Source organism: Mycobacterium sp. NGS11, from assembly GCF_059813315.1.
Map to the genome: position 1 here is coordinate 162642 of NZ_JCALEJ010000004.1, position 19775 is coordinate 182416.

At 68.0% G+C, this 19775-nt stretch carries 20 protein-coding genes and 1 pseudogene; 12 read left to right on the forward strand and 9 right to left on the reverse strand.

Annotated features, from left to right (window positions below):
* Positions 1-4: 4 nt before the first annotated feature.
* The 4 genes from prrA (at position 5) to AC5Y4T_RS07555 (ending at position 3977) form a co-directional block, all read left to right on the forward strand.
* On the forward strand, positions 5-715 hold the full coding sequence (gene prrA, locus AC5Y4T_RS07540) for a two-component system response regulator PrrA (protein WP_007777113.1): 711 nt from the start codon (positions 5-7) through the stop codon (positions 713-715).
* A 15-nt stretch (positions 716-730) separates the two neighbouring features.
* Positions 731-2068, forward strand: a complete 1338-nt coding sequence (locus tag AC5Y4T_RS07545; RefSeq protein WP_499918533.1) for a sensor histidine kinase — start codon at positions 731-733, stop codon at positions 2066-2068.
* Between the two features lie 65 nt (positions 2069-2133).
* The gene (locus AC5Y4T_RS07550; RefSeq protein WP_067126442.1) at positions 2134-2397 is read left to right on the forward strand and encodes a DUF2630 family protein; all 264 of its coding nucleotides are present in this window, start codon (positions 2134-2136) and stop codon (positions 2395-2397) included.
* Positions 2394-3977, forward strand: a complete 1584-nt coding sequence (locus tag AC5Y4T_RS07555; RefSeq protein ID WP_499919015.1) for a phytoene desaturase family protein — start codon at positions 2394-2396, stop codon at positions 3975-3977. Before AC5Y4T_RS07550 ends, AC5Y4T_RS07555 begins: the two co-directional genes overlap by 4 nt.
* Before the next feature lie 21 nt (positions 3978-3998).
* Here AC5Y4T_RS07555 and AC5Y4T_RS07560 read toward each other — a convergent pair whose 3' ends face one another.
* On the reverse strand, positions 3999-5297 hold the full coding sequence (locus tag AC5Y4T_RS07560; RefSeq protein ID WP_499918534.1) for a citrate synthase: 1299 nt from the start codon (positions 5295-5297) through the stop codon (positions 3999-4001).
* Between the two features lie 134 nt (positions 5298-5431).
* On the reverse strand, positions 5432-6061 hold the full coding sequence (gene pdxH / locus AC5Y4T_RS07565; protein WP_499919016.1) for a pyridoxamine 5'-phosphate oxidase: 630 nt from the start codon (positions 6059-6061) through the stop codon (positions 5432-5434).
* A 117-nt stretch (positions 6062-6178) separates the two neighbouring features.
* Here pdxH and AC5Y4T_RS07570 point away from each other — a divergent pair, with 117 nt between their 5' ends.
* Positions 6179-7300, forward strand: a complete 1122-nt coding sequence (locus AC5Y4T_RS07570) for a citrate synthase 2 (RefSeq protein WP_499918535.1) — start codon at positions 6179-6181, stop codon at positions 7298-7300.
* 130 nt (positions 7301-7430) lie between these two features.
* On the forward strand, positions 7431-7889 hold the full coding sequence (locus AC5Y4T_RS07575) for a VOC family protein (protein WP_499918536.1): 459 nt from the start codon (positions 7431-7433) through the stop codon (positions 7887-7889).
* Here the strand turns inward: AC5Y4T_RS07575 and AC5Y4T_RS07580 are convergent.
* Positions 7886-9574, reverse strand: a complete 1689-nt coding sequence (locus tag AC5Y4T_RS07580) for a 4Fe-4S binding protein (RefSeq protein WP_499918537.1) — start codon at positions 9572-9574, stop codon at positions 7886-7888. The two genes, AC5Y4T_RS07575 and AC5Y4T_RS07580, sit on opposite strands and share 4 nt — an antisense overlap.
* Before the next feature lie 17 nt (positions 9575-9591).
* Positions 9592-10617: an AurF N-oxygenase family protein gene (locus AC5Y4T_RS07585; RefSeq protein ID WP_499918538.1), complete on the reverse strand. Its 1026-nt coding sequence runs from the start codon at positions 10615-10617 to the stop codon at positions 9592-9594.
* Between the two features lie 245 nt (positions 10618-10862).
* Between AC5Y4T_RS07585 and serC the strand changes: the two genes are divergently transcribed.
* Both serC and sepH read left to right on the forward strand, forming a co-directional pair.
* Entirely contained in the window at positions 10863-11981 is a 1119-nt protein-coding gene (gene serC, locus AC5Y4T_RS07590) for a phosphoserine transaminase (protein ID WP_499952545.1), read from the forward strand.
* 122 nt (positions 11982-12103) lie between these two features.
* On the forward strand, positions 12104-12877 hold the full coding sequence (sepH, locus tag AC5Y4T_RS07595; RefSeq protein ID WP_499952546.1) for a septation protein SepH: 774 nt from the start codon (positions 12104-12106) through the stop codon (positions 12875-12877).
* Here the strand turns inward: sepH and AC5Y4T_RS07600 are convergent.
* Genes AC5Y4T_RS07600 through AC5Y4T_RS07610 form a run of 3 tightly spaced genes read right to left on the reverse strand, consistent with a single transcriptional unit; the run spans position 12874 to position 14447 of the window.
* Entirely contained in the window at positions 12874-13158 is a 285-nt protein-coding gene (locus AC5Y4T_RS07600; protein ID WP_499918541.1) for a DUF2537 domain-containing protein, read from the reverse strand. The genes sepH and AC5Y4T_RS07600 overlap by 4 nt on opposite strands.
* Before the next feature lie 10 nt (positions 13159-13168).
* Entirely contained in the window at positions 13169-14002 is an 834-nt protein-coding gene (locus AC5Y4T_RS07605) for a TrmH family RNA methyltransferase (protein WP_499952548.1), read from the reverse strand.
* Positions 14003-14015: 13 nt separating this feature from the next.
* A complete protein-coding gene (locus AC5Y4T_RS07610; protein WP_499918545.1) occupies positions 14016-14447 on the reverse strand; it encodes an Rv0880 family HTH-type transcriptional regulator in 432 nt (143 codons plus the stop codon).
* A gap of 192 nt (positions 14448-14639) precedes the next feature.
* On the opposite strand from AC5Y4T_RS07610, the gene AC5Y4T_RS07615 reads away from it, so the two are divergent.
* Positions 14640-14915, forward strand: a complete 276-nt coding sequence (locus tag AC5Y4T_RS07615; protein ID WP_499918548.1) for a DUF2530 domain-containing protein — start codon at positions 14640-14642, stop codon at positions 14913-14915.
* Positions 14916-14936: 21 nt separating this feature from the next.
* Positions 14937-15392, forward strand: a complete 456-nt coding sequence (locus AC5Y4T_RS07620; RefSeq protein WP_499952549.1) for an SRPBCC family protein — start codon at positions 14937-14939, stop codon at positions 15390-15392.
* A 170-nt stretch (positions 15393-15562) separates the two neighbouring features.
* Here the strand turns inward: AC5Y4T_RS07620 and AC5Y4T_RS07625 are convergent.
* A pseudogene (locus AC5Y4T_RS07625) lies at positions 15563-16360 on the reverse strand (DUF3027 domain-containing protein); the annotation flags it as partial.
* Between the two features lie 130 nt (positions 16361-16490).
* On the opposite strand from AC5Y4T_RS07625, the gene AC5Y4T_RS07630 reads away from it, so the two are divergent.
* The gene (locus AC5Y4T_RS07630) at positions 16491-18134 is read left to right on the forward strand and encodes an MFS transporter (RefSeq protein WP_499919018.1); all 1644 of its coding nucleotides are present in this window, start codon (positions 16491-16493) and stop codon (positions 18132-18134) included.
* Positions 18131-18631, forward strand: coding sequence for a DUF2771 domain-containing protein (locus AC5Y4T_RS07635; RefSeq protein ID WP_499918553.1), 501 nt, complete (start codon positions 18131-18133; stop codon positions 18629-18631). Before AC5Y4T_RS07630 ends, AC5Y4T_RS07635 begins: the two co-directional genes overlap by 4 nt.
* Positions 18632-18707: 76 nt before the next feature.
* On the opposite strand, the gene AC5Y4T_RS07640 is transcribed toward AC5Y4T_RS07635, so the two are convergent.
* A complete protein-coding gene (locus tag AC5Y4T_RS07640; RefSeq protein WP_499918555.1) occupies positions 18708-19712 on the reverse strand; it encodes a glutathione S-transferase family protein in 1005 nt (334 codons plus the stop codon).
* Between the last annotated feature and the right edge of the window lie 63 nt (positions 19713-19775).

Sequence of the window (19775 nt, forward strand, 5' to 3'; positions counted from 1 at the left end):
CAAAATGGGCGGCATGGACACAGGCGCTAGCTCACCGCGGGTCTTGGTCGTCGACGACGATTCAGATGTGCTCGCGTCGCTCGAACGCGGTCTGCGGCTGTCCGGATTCGAGGTGTCGACCGCGGTCGACGGCGCCGAAGCGTTGCGCAGCGCCACCGAGACGCGCCCGGACGCGATCGTGCTCGACATCAACATGCCGGTGCTGGACGGCGTCAGCGTCGTCACGGCGCTGCGCGCCATGGACAACGACGTCCCGGTCTGCGTCCTGTCCGCGCGCAGCTCGGTCGACGATCGGGTGGCGGGCCTCGAGGCCGGAGCCGACGACTACCTGGTCAAACCCTTCGTGCTCGCCGAGCTGGTCGCGCGGGTCAAGGCGTTGCTGCGCCGCCGCGGCGCCACCGCCACGTCCTCGTCGGAAACCATCACGGTCGGGCCGCTGGAAGTCGACATCCCGGGACGGCGTGCCCGGGTCAACGGCGTCGACGTCGACCTGACCAAGCGGGAATTCGACCTGCTGGCGGTGCTGGCCGAACACAAGACTGCGGTGTTGTCCCGCGCGCAACTGCTCGAGCTGGTGTGGGGTTACGACTTCGCCGCCGACACCAACGTCGTCGACGTCTTCATCGGGTATCTGCGCCGCAAGCTGGAGGCGAACGGTGGTCCCCGGCTGCTGCACACCGTCCGCGGAGTGGGATTCGTACTGCGCATGCAGTAAGCAGGTCGACCGGCAATGAACTTTCTGTCCCGGATTGCGACCCGTACGCCATCGCTACGGGCGCGGGTCGCTGTCGCGACGGCCATCGGCACCGCCATCGTGGTGGTCATCGCGGGCGCCGTCGTGTGGTTCGGCATCACCAGCGCCTGGAAGGAACGACTCGATCGCCGCCTGGACGAGGCGGCGGGCTTCGCCATCCCCTTCCTGCCGCGTGGACTCGCCGACATCCCGCGCACCCCCAACGACCAGGACACCGTCATCACGGTCCGGCGCGAGGGTCAGGTCATGTCCAACTCGGACGTCACGCTGCCGCCGCTGGATGTCGGGTATGCCGACACGTACATCAACGGGGTGCGCTACCGGGTCCGGACCCTGGAGGTCCGCACGCCGCAGCCTGCGACGGTGGCGGTGGGTGCGACGTACGACGACACGATCGCCCAGACCAACAACCTGCATCGCCGGGTCATCCTGATCTGTGCGCTCTCCATCGGTGCGGCGGCGGTATTCGCTTGGCTCCTGGCGGCTTTCGCGGTACGACCGTTCAAACGCCTTGCCCAGCAAGCCCGTTCGATCGACGCCGACGAGCGCCCACAGGTAGCGGTGCGCGGCGCCAGCGAGGCCGTCGAGATCGCCGAAGCCATGCGCGGCATGCTGCAACGCATCTGGACCGAACAGGACCGGACCAAGGATGCGCTCGCGTCGGCCCGCGACTTCGCCGCCGTGTCCTCGCACGAACTGCGCACTCCGTTGACCGCGATGCGCACCAACCTCGAAGTGCTGTCCACCCTCGACATGCCCGACGAACAGCGCAAAGAGGTGCTGGGCGACGTCGTGCGCACCCAGTCGCGGATCGAGGCCACGTTGACCGCCCTCGAACGGTTGGCCCAGGGCGAATTGTCGACGGCTGACGATCACGTGCCCGTCGACATCACCGAGCTGCTCGACCGCGCGGCCCATGACGCCACCCGGATCTATCCGGGGGTCGACGTTTCGCTCGTGCCGTCACCCACCTGCATCATCGTCGGGTTACCGGCCGGGTTGCGGCTCACCGTCGACAACGCGATCGCCAACGCCGTCAAGCATGGCGGCGCCACCAAGGTCCAGCTCTCGGCGGTCAGCTCGCGCGCCGGCGTCGAGATCGCCATCGACGACAACGGCAGCGGCGTGCCCGAGGACGAGCGCCAGGTGGTGTTCGATCGGTTTTCTCGTGGCTCGACGGCCTCGCATTCCGGGTCGGGCCTGGGGTTGGCACTGGTTGCCCAGCAGGCCCAGCTGCACCGGGGAACGGCGGCACTGGAGAGCAGCCCGTTGGGTGGGGCGCGGCTGGTGCTGCGGCTCCCGGGCCCCAGCTAGCGCCGCATCGCCGCCGCGGGTCGGCGGGGCCGTCCACTAGCTGGCGAGTCGGGCACACTGGAGTGATGGCCAACGGCAGTAAACCGACCGACAACGACACGCTGGCAGTGATTCGCGACCTGGTCGCCGAGGAGAAGGCGCTGCGGGCCCAGCTGCAGCGCGGGGACATCGACACGTCCGAAGAGCATGACCGCCTCCGGCGGGTGGAGGTGGAACTCGACCAGTGCTGGGACCTGCTGCGGCAGCGCCGGGCCCTACGTGAGACCGGCGGCGACCCTCGGGAGGCGGAGGTGCGTCCGCCCGACGAGGTCGAGGGCTACCTGAGCTGAGCGGCCACCCGAGCCAAGTCGACGCCGTCGTCATCGGAGGCGGCCACAACGGCCTCGTGGCGGCCGCCTACCTGGCCCGCGCGGGCCTGCGGGTTCGCCTGCTGGAACGGCTCGACCACACCGGCGGCGCGGCGGTCTCGGCGCACGCCTTCGATGGTGTCGGCGTTCGGGTATCGCGCTACTCCTACCTGGTCAGCCTGCTGCCCGCGCGGATCGTCCAGGATCTGGGCGCCGGCGTGCGGTTGGCCCGGCGGCCGTTTTCGTCCTACACACCCGATCCCGCGACCCGCGGCCGCAGCGGGCTGCTGATCGGGTCGGACGGTGACACCTTCGCCGGCATCGGGGCCGCGGGCGATGCGCGAGGGTTCGCCGACTTCTATCAACGCTGCCGGTTGGTCACCGAACGCCTGTGGCCGACATTGCTCGAGCCGCTGCGCACCCGCGAGGGCGTCCGCCGGCAGGTGATGCGAGGCGGCGATCGCCGCGCGGCGCGCGCGTGGCACGCGATGATCGAAGAGCCGATCGGACACGCGATCGCCGACGCGGTGCGCAACGACGTGGTGCGCGGGGTGATCGCGACCGACGCGCTGATCGGCACGTTCGCCCGCCTCGATGACCCTTCGCTGGCGCAGAACGTCTGCTTTCTGTATCACGTGCTCGGCGGCGGCACCGGCGACTGGGACGTCCCGATCGGCGGCATGGGCGCGGTCACCACGGCCCTGGCCGCGGCGGCAGAGGGCTATGGCGCCGAAATCACCACCGGCGCAGAGGTTTACGCCGTCGATCCCAGCGGCGAGGTGAGGTATCGCACCGGCGACGAAGAGCATCGGATCCGGGCGCGGTTCGTTCTCGCCGGCGTCACACCGACAGTCCTGGCCGGGCTTGTCGGCGACCGACCGCCGCCCCCGCCCCAGGGCGCGCAGGTCAAGGTCAACATGGTGCTGCGCAGGCTGCCCCGGCTGCTCGACGAGAAAGTGAGACCCGAGCACGCTTTCGCCGGGACTTTCCACGTCAACGAAACCTGGACCCAGCTCGACGCCGCGTATTCGCAAGCGGCGACCGGGCACATCCCCAATCCGCTGCCCTGCGAGGCCTATTGCCACTCGCTGGCCGACCCGAGCATCCTCTCGGCCGGCCTGCGCGACTCGGGCGCGCATACGATGACGGTGTTCGGCTTGCATACGCCGCACTCGCTGTTCGACGGCACCTACTCCGGCGCCCTGCGCGACCGGCTGACCGACGCCGTACTGGCGTCATTGAATTCCGTTCTGGCCGAACCGATTCAAGAGGTTCTGCTGAGCGACGCGCGCGGCCGGCCCTGCATCGAGACGACGACCACGCTGGACTTGCACCGCACCCTGAGGATGACGGCGGGCAACATCTTCCACGGCGGCCTGTCGTGGCCGTTCGCCGAAGACCACGACCCGCTGGACACCCCGGCGCGGCAATGGGGTGTGGCCACCGCGCACGAACGGATCATGCTGTGCGGCTCCGGCGCACGCCGGGGCGGGGCGGTGTCGGGCATCGGGGGGCACAACGCCGCGATGGCGGTGCTGGCCTCGCTCACATCGCGAATGTGACTGCCGCGCTTGCGGATCCGCTTACTTGCGCGCGTCGATGGTGACGTAGTCGCGCTCGGTGTAACCGGTGTAGATCTGGCGCGGGCGCCCGATCTTGCTGTCGCCCTCGTCGTGCATCTCGCGCCAGTGCGCGATCCATCCGGGCAGCCGCCCCAGCGCGAACAGGACGGTGAACATCCGGGTCGGGAAACCCAGCGCCCGGTAGATCAGGCCGGTGTAGAAGTCGACGTTCGGATAGAGCTTGCGCTCGACGAAGTAGTCGTCGGTGAGCGCCGCCTCTTCGAGCTCCTTGGCGATGCTCAGCAGGTCGTCGTCGCCGCCCAGCTTGGCCAGGATCTTGTCTGCCTGCTCCTTGACGATGCGCGCGCGGGGGTCGTAGTTCTTGTAGACCCGGTGACCGAAGCCCATCAGCTTCACGCCTTCTTCGCGGTTCTTGACCTTGCGCACGAATTCGCTGACGTCGTCGTCGCTTTGGCGGATCTTCTCGAGCATCTCGAGCACCGCCTGGTTGGCGCCGCCATGCAGCGGCCCCCACAACGCGTTGATGCCACCGGAGATGGAGGTGAACAGGTTGGCCTGCGACGACCCCACCAGCCGGACCGTCGAGGTCGAACAGTTCTGCTCGTGATCGGCGTGCAGGATGAGCAGCATGTCCAGCGCCCGAACGATTTCGGGATCCGCCTGATAGGGCTCCGCGGGCAGGCCGAACGTCATGCGCAGGAAGTTCTCCACCAGCGACAGCGAGTTGTCCGGGTAAAGGAAGGGCTGGCCGACCGACTTCTTGTAGGCATAGGCCGCGATGGTCGGCAGCTTGGCCAGCAACCGGATCGTCGACAGCTCGACGTCCTCGCTGTCCATCGGGTCAAGCGAATCGGGGTAGTAAGCCGAGAGCGCGTTGACGGCACTGGACAACACCGGCATCGGGTGCGCGTTGCGCGGGAAGCCGTCGAAGAACCGCTTGAGATCCTCGTGCAGCATGGTGTGCAGCTGGATCTGCTTGGTGAAGTCGGCCAGCTGCTCCTTGCTGGGCAGCTCGCCATAGATCAAGAGGTAGCTCACCTCGATGAAGGTCGACTTCTCGGCGAGCTGCTCGATCGGGATGCCGCGGTAGCGCAGGATGCCCGCGTCGCCGTCGATGTAGGTGATGGAACTCTTGCACGCGGCGGTGTTGACGAAGCCGTTGTCGAACGTGGTGTAGCCGGTCTTGGACAACAGCGAGCCCAGCGCGATGCCGTCAGCACCCTCGGTGGCCTTGACGATCTGCAGGTCGGTGTCGCCGCCCGGGTACTTCAAAGTGGCGGTGTCGTCGGTGTCTGCCACGAGAACCCCTTTGCGCTCTGGCTGAATGGCTGCTGACTTGGTGCTTACTGCAAAAGTAGTCGTTATGAGGATAAGACGCCTGCCCGGGGTCGAGTCTGCTGGTCACGCAGGCAATCGATTCCCGTACGACGCGGTCAGGGCTGCAGGCGCTCCACCCGGTCGCCGGTGATGCGGATGCGGTTGTGCAATCGGTTTTCCCGGCCCTGCCAGAACTCAACCAGCTCCGGGGCAATGAGATAGCCACCCCAGCCCGGCGGGACCGGGACCTGCTCGCGGTCGGCGAAGCGGGCGGTCACCTCGCTCAGCTGGTCGAGCAGGGCCGCCCGTGAGGCGATCGGCTGCGATTGGTGCGACGCCCAGGCGCCCAGCTGCGACCCGCGCGGCCGCTTGGACCAGTAGTCCTCGGTGACGTGCGCGCTGACCTTGCTCACCGGCCCGCGGATGTGGACCTGACGGCCGAGCTGGTACCAGGGAAAGGTCGCCGAGGCGTACCCGGTGGCCGCGAGATCGTCGCCCTTGGCCGAGTCATAGTTGGTGAAGAAAGTGATTCCGGTCTCGTCCACGCTCTTGCACAACACCGACCGGCTGGCCGGCCTGCCGTCGGCGCTGACGGTCGCCAGCACGAACGCGTTGGGTTCGGCGACAGCCGACCGCTCGGCGTCGTCGATCCATTTGCGCAACAACGAAACCCAGCCGTCATCGAGCCAATCCGCGTCGAGATCTGGACTGCCGTCTTTTTCCACCGACCCGTACTCCACACGCATTCTTTGCAGGTGCTCTTTTCCTGGTCCGGGGTCTGGTCCTGCCATCGCGTCCACGCTACCGGCGCTTGCTACCGGCCGGTAGCGTCGGGCCGATCAGGGGGTGCGAGAATTTTCGGTATGACTGTGGTCCCCGAAGACTTCGTCCCCGGCCTCGAGGGCGTGGTCGCCTTCACCACCGAAATCGCCGAACCGGATAAAGACGGCGGTGCGCTGCGCTATCGCGGTGTCGACATCGAAGACCTGGTGACCCAGCAGGTCACGTTCGGCGACGTGTGGGCGCTGCTGGTCGACGGCAAGTTCGGCCGCGGCCTGCCGCCCGCCGAGCCTTTCCCGCTGCCCATCCACACCGGCGACGTCCGCGTCGACGTGCAGGCGGGCCTGGCGATGCTCGCCCCGATCTGGGGGTACAAGCCGCTGCTGGACACCGAAGAGACCGTCGCCCGCGACCAGCTCGCCCGGGCGTCGGTGATGGCGCTGTCCTACGTCGCGCAGTCGGCGCGCGGCATCTACCAGCCCGCCGTCCCGCAGCGGATCATCGACGAATGCGACACGGTCACCGCCCGTTTCATGACGCGGTGGCAGGGTGAGCCGGACCCGCGGCACGTCGAAGCGATTGACGCCTACTGGGTCTCGGCCGCCGAGCACGGCATGAACGCCTCGACGTTCACCGCACGGGTGATCGCCTCGACCGGCGCCGACGTCGCGGCCGCGTTGTCCGGTGCGATCGGCGCGATGAGCGGCCCGCTGCACGGCGGGGCGCCGGCGCGGGTGCTGCCGATGCTCGAGGAGGTCGAGCGCACCGGCGACGCGCGGGGCCTGGTGAAGAAGATCCTGGACAGCGGCGACAAGCTGATGGGCTTCGGGCACCGGGTCTACCGCGCGGAGGACCCGCGGGCCCGGGTGCTGCGCGCTACCGCCGAACGGCTGGGCGCGCCACGCCACGAGGTGGCCGTCGCGCTGGAGCAGGCCGCGCTCGCGGAGTTGCGCGAACGCCGTCCGGACCGGGCGATCGAGACCAACGTCGAGTTCTGGGCCGCGGTGATGCTGGACTTCGCCCGAGTACCGGCCAGCATGATGCCGGCAATGTTCACCTGCGGCCGGACCGCGGGGTGGTGCGCCCACATCCTCGAGCAGAAGCGGCTGGGCAAGCTGGTCCGGCCGTCGGCCATCTACGTGGGCCCCGGCCCGCGCAGCCCGGAAACCGTCGAGGGCTGGGACCGCAGTCTCACCAACGCCTGAGCCGCTCGATTGTCGGTACCCGGCGATCTAATGGTTGTCGTCGCGATGAGTTTCCATCGCCGACGCAGTCATAAATCGTGGGCCTGCCCGTCCCCCGGGCAGGAACGGGAACCGAACAAGGAGAACCAGCATGGCGATCAACATCGAACCGGCACTGTCCCCGCACCTGGTGGTCGACGATGCCGCCGCGGCAATCGACTTCTACGTCAAGGCTTTTGGGGCGGAAGAAATAGGGCGCGTGCCGCGCCCCGACGGCAAACTGGTGCACGCCGCGGTGCGTATCAACGGCTTCACGGTGATGCTCAACGACGACTTCCCCGAAATGTGTGGGGGCAAATCGATGACGCCGACGTCGCTGGGCGGCACCCCCGTCACGATCCACCTCGAGGTCACCGACGTCGACGCCAGCTTCCAGCGCGCGCTTGACGCGGGCGCCACCGTGGTCACCCCGCTGGACGACCAGTTCTGGGGAGACCGCTACGGCATGGTCGCCGACCCGTTCGGCCACCACTGGTCACTGGGGCAGCCGGTCCGCGAGGTCAGCATGGACGAGATCTCGGCGGCGATGGCCGGGCAGGCCGCGAACTAGCCGAGCAGCCGATCCAGCAGCCGGCGCCGCGGTGGCGGCGCCGGTTCTGCGGTGGCCGCCGCCGCGAGCATGGCGGAAACGTCGGTGAACTTATTGCGGGGCCGGCCCTCAGCGCTGCCGCGCGCGATCTCGGCTGCGTCGATGGCGCGCCACCCCGCCGCGTCGATGGCCTCGGGCTGACGGGAGTGCACCAGGCCGGCCAGCGCCTCGGGCTTGCCGACCGGATCGGTCAGCTTGCCGGCGTTGAAGTCGGCGACCAGGGACTGGACGGTCTCGAACGAGCAGGACTTGTTGGTACCGATGAACCCACTGGGCCCCCGCTTGATCCATCCCGCGACGTAGGCGCCGGGCACCGGTTCACCGGATCCGGGTTCGACGACGCGGCCCCCGTCGTTCGGCACCACGGCCGACGATTCGTCATAGGGAAGATCGCGAATCGGCTTGCCGCGGTAGCCGATCGACGTCAGGACCAGGCCCGTGTCCAGCACGCGCGTCTCGTCGGTTCCGGTGACCGAGAACTCGATACCGGTCGCGCGTTGCTCCCCCAGCACGCGGTTCGGGGTGAGCCGATAGGCCAGCCTGATCCTCGGACGCGAGGACGGCGTCGAATCGTCGCCGAGCGTGCTCAAGATTTCCAGCTTGCGCTTGGTCAGCGCGTCCGAAGCGGTCGCGAGATCGGCCGCCACCAGCTGATGGTCGGCCGCGCTGAGCACCACCTCGGAGCTGCCGGAGAGCCCGATCAGCTCGGGCAGCGTGAACGCCGACTGCGCGGGGCCACGCCGGGCTGCGATCACCACCTCGCGCACCGCCGAACCCCGAAAGGCTGCCAGCGCGTGGTCGGCGATGTCGGTGCGGGCCAGGTCGTCGGGATCCGCCGTCAACACCCGGGCAACATCGAGCGCGACGTTGCCGTTGCCGACGATCACCACCCGCTCATGGCTGAGATCGACTGGCAGACCGGTGAAGTCGGGATGCCCGTTGATCCACGCGACCAGTTCGGTTGCGGTACCGGTACCCGGCAGGTCCATGCCCGCGATGTCCAGCCGGCGGTCATCCGGTGCACCGACGGCATACAGCACGGCGTGGTGGTGAGCCAGCAGGTCCGCATGGCTCAGCTGCTTGCCGACCTCGACGTTGAGATAGAACCGAAACCGGCGATCACCGGCGACTCTGTCGAAAAGACGGGTGACCCTCTTGGTGTTCTGATGATCGGGCGCCACCCCAGCCCGCACCAATCCATAAGGCGTGGGCAGCTTTTCGAAGACGTTGACGCACACGCGCTGCTGGGTCAGCAGTTCGTCGGCGGCATACATCGCCGCGGGCCCCGATCCGACGATCGCCACGGTCAGCGGCCTCCGGCGGGCGTGCACCTCGGCGGCCGGGATCACCGGGGCCAGCTTCGACGTCGGCGGCAGCTTCTCGTCCTTCGGCCGATCCGGATAGAAGGAGGCGTTGATCTCGATGAAAGGCAGCTGCTTGGAGTCCAGCCGGGTGTCGGGTGCGATCGCGCCGACGGGGCATGCGCTGACACACGCGCCGCAGTCCACGCACGCCACCGGATCGATGTAGAGCATTTCCGACGTGGCGAAGCCCGGCTCATCTGGTGACGGGTGAATGCAATTCACCGGGCACGCGAAGACGCAGGACCCGTCGTTACAGCACGACTGGGTAATAACGTGCGGCATAAAGGATCTCGCAGTTATTAGGCGGCCGGGACCGCGGCCAGGTGCTGGCGCTGCGGCTCGCTGCGGTAACGCGACGGCTTGCCGTTGATCTTGCACAACCGCCACATCAACCGGGCCGAGCGCGTCTCCATCAGGCCGGTGTCATAAGCCAGCATCCGCACATCACCGAACATGTCGCTGAGCCACTTACGCGATTCCGGCGAGCGGAAGAACAGTTCCTTGCGCACCTCACGCGGGATGTCGAACTCGCGCCAGAATGCCTTGGGGGGCACCACGATTGCGCGGCACAGCACCTTCATGGTCAGCGGCAGGTACAGCGCGGTCCAGAACCGCTGTCTCTTGGTCAATTCCGGAACCCGCTTGCGCAGGAACTCGTGGGCAAACGAGATGTGGCGAGCCTCTTCGGCCACGTGGATGGCCATCACCCGCTCCATGATGGGATGCAGCGACTTGCCTTCGCGCAGAACATTTTTCTGCGTGTGGTCAATGGGCTCCTCGCCGGCGAGTACGCCGATGAAGAATGCCACCGGCAGCGGGCCGGCCACCAGTGGAACCAATGGCGAGAGCCACTTGAGGATCCGCGGCATGCCAGGCACGTCGGCGCCGATGCGGTTGACCATCTCCTGGAACATCATGGTGTGGTTGCACTCTTCAACCGACTCGTGCAGGCAGTACCGGTACTCCGGCGACCCGTTGGGCACCCAGAACGTGTAGTTCATCAGCCCGCGGATCAGGATCGATTCGAAGTGCAGTCCGACCTTGGCCACGTTGGCCTGGCGCCACATCCCGATCCTGATCTTGCGTTCGTCCGACTGCGCCAGATACCACGGGTGCCGGCCCAGCGGGTCGGTCGTCGGCAGAATCCACCGCGGGTCGTTCTCCGTGACGGCGAATTCTGGCGAATCCCAGTCGATGTCGGTGTACGGGTTGAAGTTGCGCCGCACCGACCCCTCGGACAGTGTGGCAAGCATGTTGACGTATTCGGCGTCGTCGCGCACTTCCATGTTGCTGCGCCAACGCCGGACCAATCGCGTCCTAGCCATATCCAGGCCTTCCCCAACGAGGTTTACATTTGGACGTGCTGTGTCCAGACAGTACCGCAGGTACCGGATATTCTCCAGGCCCCTCGGGCAGTGTGATCTGACCGGTGGTCATGGATTTTTTATGCCCCAGATCACATGGGATCAAACGTCCGACCACGCGCGAGCAGGCGTTTTCACCCGGCGGCTTGGGCCCGGGGGCGGGCCGCCGCACCGGCCCGTCAGGTCGGCTCACTACCCTGATGGGCATGGCTGACCAGCTCGAGATCCCCGCTGACATCAAACCCCGAGACGGCCGCTTCGGCTGTGGCCCGTCGAAGGTCCGGCCCGAACAACTGGAGGCGTTGAGCACTTCGGCCGCGCCGCTGTTCGGCACTTCCCATCGGCAGGCGCCGGTCAAAAACCTGGTCGGCCGGCTGCGGTCCGGGCTCGCCGATCTGTTCTCCGTGCCCGACGGCTATGAGGTGATCCTGGGCAACGGCGGGGCCACCGCGTTCTGGGACGCCGCGGCCTTCGGGCTGATCGACAAGCGTTCGCTGCACCTGTCCTTCGGCGAGTTCAGCTCCAAGTTCGCCTCCGCGGTCGCCAAGAACCCGTTCGTCGGCGATCCCGTCGTCATCAAAGCGGACGCCGGCAGCGCCCCCGAGCCGCAGGGCGACCCCTCGGTGGACGTCATCGCCTGGGCGCACAACGAGACGTCGACCGGCGTCGCGGTGCCCGTCGGCCGGCCGACAGATTCCGGCGACGCGCTGATCGTCATCGACGCGACCTCGGGCGCCGGCGGCCTGCCCGTCGACATCGCCGAGACCGACGCCTACTACTTCTCTCCGCAGAAGAATTTCGCCAGCGACGGCGGCCTGTGGCTGGCCATCATGAGCCCGGCGGCGCTGGCCCGCGTCGAATCCGTCGCGGCCTCCGGCCGCTGGGTTCCCGACTTCCTGTCGCTGCCCATCGCGGTGGAGAACAGCCTGAAGGACCAGACGTACAACACCCCGGCGGTCGGCACCCTGGCGCTGATGGCCGAGCAGGTCGACTGGATGCTGGGCAACGGCGGACTGGACTGGGCCGTCAAACGCACCGCGGACTCGTCGGGCCGGCTGTACTCCTGGGCCGAGGACCGGTCCTACACCACGCCATTCGTCACCGACCCGAAGCTGCGTTCGCAGGTGGTGGGCACCATCGACTTCGCCGACGAGGTCGACGCCGCGGCCGTGGCGAAGATTCTGCGGGCCAACGGCGTCGTCGACACCGAGCCGTACCGCAAACTCGGCCGCAACCAGCTGCGGGTGGGGATGTTCCCAGCGGTGGACCCCGACGACGTCAGCGCACTGACCCAATGCATCGATTGGGTCGTCGAGCGCTTGTAACCGACTGGCAATCAAGCCGCAACCGCACAGCGTGTCAGCACAGATGATGGGCGGTTGCTGGACTACAGTGCGCACGTGACGGGTCCGTCGCTGACCTGCACGGAGCCTGCGAGGAGATAACCATGCGGGAACTCAAAGTGGTTGGGCTGGATGCCGACAGCAAATATGTCATCTGCGAGGGCGACGATGCCGCGGAGCAATTCAAGCTGGCGGCCGACGACCGCCTGCGAGCCCTGCTGCGCGACGCCGCCCTGTCCTGCGAGCAACCGCAGCTCGAGATTGAAGTCACCAACATGCTGAGCCCCAAAGAAATTCAGGCCAAAATCCGCGCGGGCGCCTCCGTCGAGCAGGTCGCCGCGGCGTCCGGCTCGGAGGTGTCGCGGATCCGCCGCTTCGCCCACCCGGTGCTGTTGGAACGGTTCCGCGCCGCAGAACTGGCAACCGCCGCCCACCCGATGCTGGCGGATGGTCCCGCCGTGCTGACCCTCCTGGAGACGGTCAGCGCCGCACTGGTCAAACGGGGTCTCAGCCACGACAAACTGAGCTGGGACGCCTGGCGTAACGAAGACAACCGTTGGACGGTGCAACTCGCGTGGAAGGTCGGCCGGTCCGACAACCTTGCGCATTTCTGTTTCTCGCCGGGCGCCCACGGCGGAACGGTCACCGCCATCGACGACGCGGCCAGCGCGCTGATCGACCCCAGCTTCGAACTTCCGCTGCGCCCCCTGGCCCGGGTGGCCCACGTCGACTTCGAAGAACCCGCGAAGCCGCCCGTGCCGGAACCACCGGTGGCCGCCGAGCCTGAGGAAAAGCCCGTGCACACCCGCCGGGGTAAGCCGGTCATTCCGGCGTGGGAAGACGTATTGCTCGGCGTGCGCTCGGGCGGACAGCACTAGGCCGGATGGTGACCCGCGGCCGTCAAGGCGAGCAGCACCAACCAGGCCCCCGCGACACCGACCGCCGCACCTAGCACGAACCAGCGCAGCACCGGGGTGCGCCGCCACCCCCACAAGGTCGGTGCGAGCCCTCCCGCCGCGACGACGTTGAGCCCGACGGCCAGCAGCGCGTGCACCCGAAGCAGCCCCAGACTGAGCACCACGATCGCGGCGGCGGTGACCGCCGCAACGAATCCGGACACCGTCAAACCCGTTGCCCAGGGCACGGACTCGTCCCTCATCAGCCGGAGCCTAGTTTGACTGTCCATCTCCGCCTCTCGTCGTCGAGCGGGCCCGCTCGTAGAACGCCAGCGCCGCCGCCGTCGCGACGTTGAGGGAGTCGGTGCCCCGCGACATCGGGATGCGCACCCGCACGTCGCTCGACCGCAGGGCGGCCGGCGTCAGTCCGGGCCCCTCGGCGCCCACCAATACCGCGACACGTTCATCGCGTGCGGCCGTCATCGCGTCCGGCAAGGCGCAAGCGGTGCCCTGCGGTGTCATCGCCATTAGTCGAAACCCGTTGTCCCGCAACCCTTTGAGGTCGGCCGGCCAACAGGTTGCGCGCGCGAACGGCACCAGCAGCGCATGGCCCATCGACACCCGGACCGCGCGCCGGTACAGCGGGTCGGCGCAGCCGCTGCCGAATACGACCGCGTCGACGCCGAGGCCCGCCGCGTTGCGAAAGATCGAGCCCAGGTTCTCGTGATCGTTGACCCCTTCGAGCACCGCGACGGTGCGGGCCTTCGCGATCACTTCGGCAACGCTGGGTTCGGCCACCCGACGGGCGGCGGCCAGCACTCCGCGGTTGAGGTGGAAGCCGACCACCTGGGCCATCACGTCGGCGGAGGTCCGGTAGAACGGCACCGCGCTGCCGGCCAGGTCATCTTCGAGTTCGGCGAGCCGACGGTCGGTGCCCAGCAGGGCATGCGGGCTAAAGCGTGACGCGAGCATGCGCTGCACCACCAGCACACCTTCGGCGATCACCAGACCCTTGCCGGACGGCAGATCCGGACGGCGGTCGACGCTGTTCAGGTCGCGGAAATCGTCGAGCCTCGGATCGTCGGGGTCGTCAACGTCGGTGATCATTCGGTGGTGTGGCTCACGGGCCTTCGTCGACCAGGGCCAGCATCAGGTCGGCCGCGTTGCGCAGGGTGTCGCGCTGTTGGCTGTCCAGCGTCGCCAGCCGCTTGGCCAGCCACTCCTGCCGGGCACGACGGTTTGCCTTGACCAGCTCGGCGCCGGACTCGGAGACCGAAACAAGCACCTGCCGGCCGTCGACCGGGTGTGGCGCGCGGTCGACAAGTCCCATCTCGGCAAGCGACGCGATCACCCGGGTCATCGACGGCGGCCGGACACGCTCGCGAATCGCCAGTGCGCCGGGCGTCATCGGGCCTTCGTTGGTCAGCATCGCCAGCGCCGACAGCTGGGACAACGACACCGGCGACGACGGATTGCGAAACCGCAGTTGGCGGGCCAGCCGCATTACTGCCAGTGACAGGTCGCTGGCCAGCCGCGCATCGCTGTCAGGCATGGCGCGAGGTTACACGGCACGCTCACAAACCGGGACACGAACCCGAGAACGACGGGGTGTTGATCGGTATGGCCAAGCGGCGGGGTTTTTTCATCGAAACGCTTATCCGCCCGCGTATCCCGCTTTGCCCCGAGGTGTCGGGCAAGCGGGTGCGCCGTCCGCAGAGACCACCGGCGGGTTATGTTGATCGCGATGTCTGCCGAGCCCGGTCGCAACCGCACAGCACCGCCGCTGCCGGCTGCGCTGCTGCGGGCGTGGCCGTTCATCATCCTCGGTGCGCTGGGATGGCTGATTGCGGTAGGCGCCGCTTTCCTGGTGCCCTCCCTGCAGAGCTGGCGTCCGGTTGCCCTGGCCGGGCTGGGCGTGGGGGCGCTCGGCACGAGCATCTTCCTGTTGCAGCTGGCCGCGGCCCGCCGTGGTGCGCGCGGCGCTCAGGCCGGGCTGGAAAATTTCCTCGACCATGAGTAACGCACGGAACCTGGAGGAGCGATGGTAGCCCCGCTGTTGCAAGCGCATGTCGATATCGACGCCCCGGCCGCGACGGTGTGGGGGTTGGTCGCCGATCTGCGGCGGATGCCGCAGTGGAGTCCGCAGTGCCGGTGGATGAAGCCCTTCGGCCCGCTGCGTCAGGGCACCCGGACCCTCAACCTCAACCGCCGCAAGCGGCTGTTCTGGCCGACCACCTGCACCGTCGTCGAGGTCGTCCCGGACCGCAGGCTCGCGTTCCGGGTCGACACCAACAACACCATCTGGACTTATGAGCTCGAGCCCAGCGGCGAGGGCACGCGGCTGATCGAGAGTCGCCACGCCGAAAACGGCGTCACCGCGTTTTCGAATCTGTCGGTGAACGCGCTCTTCGGCGGGACCACCAAGTTCGAACGCGAATTGCTCGACGGCATGAACGCGTCGCTGGCGCGCATCAAGGCCGCCGCCGAAACCGGTTAGTCGGGCGTCTCGTCCCGCGGTGGCTGCCCAGGCTCCGGTGCCTCGGCCACCGGCGCGGCCTCCGACGTATCCGTTTCCGCCGGTTCGCCCGGCGTATCGGGTTGGGGCTGCACAGCCTCGGGCGCCGGCTGCTCTTCCGCGGCCTCCGACGGCTCCGAAGGCGGCGGGGATGGCTCGACCGGTGCCTGGGCGACGTCCAAAAGGCCGTCGTCGTACGGCTCGTAAGCCGGCGACCCGCTGCCCGCAGGGGCCGGTGTGTCCGAGTGGGCGCCGCAGCCGTACAGCTTGTCGACGATGTGCCCGTCGGCCGACAATTCGTTGCCGCACACGCCGAACAGCGCCCCCAGGGAACCCGACAGCGGCAGGAAAAAGCCGCAGTCGCGGCAGACCCGCTTGGTGGATCGCGCCATCGGCGAATCGGGGCCGTAATCGCCGGTGCGCCAGCGTTCGGCCGCCTCGGAGCGGCCCTCGACGCTCATCACCCAACGACGGCCCAGCCCGATTTCCGCGGCGGTCTCGTCGACCTGGGGATCCCCACTGGCGGTGTAGCCGGGCACCAGCCGGGGATCATCGGCGGCGGGCGCCAACAGGTCACCGGGGCTCAGGTCCCCGGGCCGCACCCGTTGCTCCCACGGCACCCATTCGGGCGCCAGCAATGCCGTCGGCCCCGGCACCAGCACCACCTCGCTGATGGTGGCGTGGTCGGCGCCCGGATAGGCGGCCACGACGACCGCCCATTGCCATCCCTGGTAGCCGGGTAGATGCGCCAGGAACCGGTGGGTGGCGGTGTTCGGGTCTTCGTAGCCGGCGCCCAGATAATCGCCGACCATCTCCGGCCCGCTGAACTCCACGACGGCGGCCCTGGCCTGGTCCGCCGCGCTCGTCAGCACCGCCGCCAACCCCTCGGGCCAGTCGCCGACGGTCGCCACGGCGTAGTCCACGGTGGGCTCCTCGGTGGGTCGGGTCACGCTGTCTTCTTTCTGCATGGCGTTTCCAATACTAGGTTGACGAGCCACACCCCGTTGCCTGCAGACGCATGCAGTCGGCATAGGGGAGAATCGGGACGTGTCCGGAAGGCGGCAAAACAATCCGGGCCGGGTGGCCGCTCAGCCGGGCCGCCGGCCCCGCAACGGCCCTGCCGCCCAGCATCCGGGCGCGGCGAATTACCCCGCCGGTGGCGCGGCCGACCGGCGTACCCGCCGCCCGTCGCCGATGCCGAGCGCCAACCGCTATTTGCCCCCTCTGGACCATGAGCCGGAGCCGGAACGCAACAGTGGCGGGGCGCCTCGCGGTGCCGGCGAGCGGATCACCGTCACCCGCGCGGCGGCGCTGCGCAGTCGCGAGATGGGTTCGCGGATGTACTGGATGGTGCAGCGCGCCGCGACCGCCGACGGCGCGGACAAGTCGGGTCTGACGGCGCTGACGTGGCCGGTGGTGGCCAACTTCGCGGTGGACGCCGCGATGGCCGTCGCACTGGCCAACACGCTGTTCTTCGCCGCCGCAACCGGCGAGAGCAAGGGCCGGGTCGCGCTGTACCTGTTGATCACCATCGCGCCGTTCGCGGTGATCGCGCCGCTGATCGGCCCGGCGCTGGACCGGCTGCAGCACGGCCGCCGCGTCGCCCTGGCCGCATCGTTCGCGCTTCGCACCGCCCTGGCCGTGCTGCTGGTTATGAACTACGACGGCGCGAGCGGCAGTTTCCCCTCGTGGGTCCTCTACCCGTGCGCACTCGCGATGATGGTCTTCTCGAAGTCGTTCAGCGTGCTGCGCAGCGCGGTGACACCGCGGGTGATGCCGCCGACCATCGACCTGGTCCGGGTGAACGCGCGGCTGACCATGTTCGGCCTGCTGGGCGGCACGATCGTCGGCGGAGCGATCGCGGGTGGCGTCGAGTTCGTCTGCACCCACCTGTTCAAGCTGCCCGGGGCTTTATTCGTGGTGATCGCGGTGACGATCGCCGGCGCCCTGCTGTCCATGCGGATACCGCGCTGGGTCGAGGTGACCGCCGGCGAGGTCCCCGCCACCCTGAGCTATCGCCAGGACAGTGAACCGCTGCGGCGCAGCTGGCACAAGGAGGTCAGCGGGGCGTTGCGACAGCCGTTGGGCCGCAACATCATTACGTCGCTGTGGGGTAACTGCACCATCAAGGTCATGGTGGGCTTCCTGTTCCTTTATCCCGCATTCGTCGCGAAGGCCCATCAGACCAACGGCTGGGCCCAGGTCGCGATGCTCGGGGTGATCGGCGCCGCGGCGGGGATCGGCAATTTCGTCGGCAACTTCACCAGTGCGCGCCTGAAGCTGGGGCGGCCCGCCGTGCTGGTGGTGCGCTGCACGGTCGCGGTGAGCGCCGTCGCGCTGGCCGCTGCGGTGGCCGGCAACCTGGTGCTGGCCGTTATCGCCACCCTGGTCACGTCGGGGGCCAGCGCCATCGGGAAGGCGTCCCTGGACGCGTCGCTGCAGAACGATCTACCGGAGGAATCCCGCGCATCGGGGTTCGGGCGCTCGGAGTCCACACTGCAGTTGGCCTGGGTCCTCGGCGGCGCGCTGGGGGTGTTGGTGTACACCGAACTGTGGGTCGGTTTCACCGCGGTCACGGCGCTGCTCATCCTGGGCCTGGCGCAGACCCTGGTCAGCTTCCGCGGTAACTCACTGATTCCCGGCCTGGGAGGAAATAGGCCAATCATGGTCGAGCAGGAGGGCAAGCGCCGCGGTGTCGGCGCTCCGGCGGTGGTTGCCGAGTGAAACCCAGAAGCAAGCGGGGGGTGGCCGTGCTGCTCGCCTGTGTGGTGGCTGTGCTCTGCGTCGGCGCCGGCGTGGGCGCCTGGTTGCTGGTGGGCCGCTCCGGACCGCGGCACCCCGAGATCAGCGCGTTTTCACACGGTCACCTGACCCGGGTGGGGCCCTACCTGTACTGCAACGTGCTCAACCTCGAAGACTGCGAGACACCGCAGAACCAGGGCGAGCTGAAGGTCAGCGAACGTTACCCGATTCAGCTCTCGGTGCCCGACGCGATTTACCGGGCGCCCTGGCGGCTGCTCCAGGTATACGACGACCCGACCAACACGACCAGCACCATCTTCCGGCCGGGCACCCGGTTCGCCGTGACGATCCCGTCGGTCGATCCTCATCGCGGGCGGCTGGCCGGCATCGTCGTGCAGTTGCTGACGTTGGCGGTCGATCCCGCGGGCGAGTTGCGCGATGTGCCGCACGCGGAATGGTCCGTGCGCCTGACCTTCTGAGGGTTCGCGCCGAACGTCGAGTTGTTGTGCAAATGCGCGTATTTGGGCGCACCTACTCGACGTTCGGCGCCACGAACTAGGCCCCGTGCCCGGCGGGCACGCGTTCGCCTTCGACCGGCGGCCCGGGCGGTGTCCCCGTTCCGAACGGCTTGCCACCGAGACTTTCTCGCCCGTGCGGAGATAGCCAGCTGGCCAGGTCCGGACCCTTGGGCACGATCCGGGTGGGATTGATGTCGGCGTGCACGATGTAGTAGTGCTGCTTGATCTGGACGAAGTCGACGGTGTCACCGAATCCGGGTGTCTGGAACAGGTCGCGCGCATAGGCCCACAGCACCGGCATTTCGCTCAGTTTGCTGCGGTTGCATTTGAAATGGCCGTGATAGACCGGGTCGAAGCGGGCCAGGGTGGTGAACAACCGGACGTCGGCTTCGGTGATGGTGTCTCCCACTAGGAATCGCTGTTCGCTCAGCCGTTCGCTCACCCAATCCAGCGCGGTGAACAACCGGTCGTAGGCGGCTTCGTAGGCCTGCTGCGAGCCGGCGAACCCGCACCGGTACACGCCGTTGTTGATCTCGGTGTAGACCTTCTTGCTCACCTCGTCGATCTCGGAGCGCAAGTGTTCGGGATACAGCTCGGGTGCCCCGTCGCGGTGGTATGCCGACCATTCCGTCGACAGATCCAGGGTCATCTGCGCGAAGTCGTTGGTGACCACCTCACCGGTTCCCACGTCGACGATCGCCGGGACCGTGATGCCCTTGGGGTAGTCCGGGAAACGCTTGAAGTAGGCGTCCTGCAGCCGCGGGATCTTCAGCACCGGGTCGACGCCGCCGGGATCGAGATCGAACGTCCAGCTGCGCTCGTCGTGGGTGGGGCCGCAAAAGCCAATGGAGAGAACACTTTCCAGGCCCAGCAGGCGGCGCACGATGATCGCGCGGTTCGCCCATGGGCACGCCCGGGCGACGACCAGCCGGTACCGCCCGGGCTCGACCGGATAGCCGTCGCGCCCATCGGCGGTGATGCGGGTGGTGATGTAGTCGGTGTCGCGGGTAAATTCGCCCGCCGAAGCAACATAGGAAGCCATATCTCCCATAGTCGCTCAACATCGATTCATTGCCGAGCGATCGCCGGGATTCAGCCGCCTCAG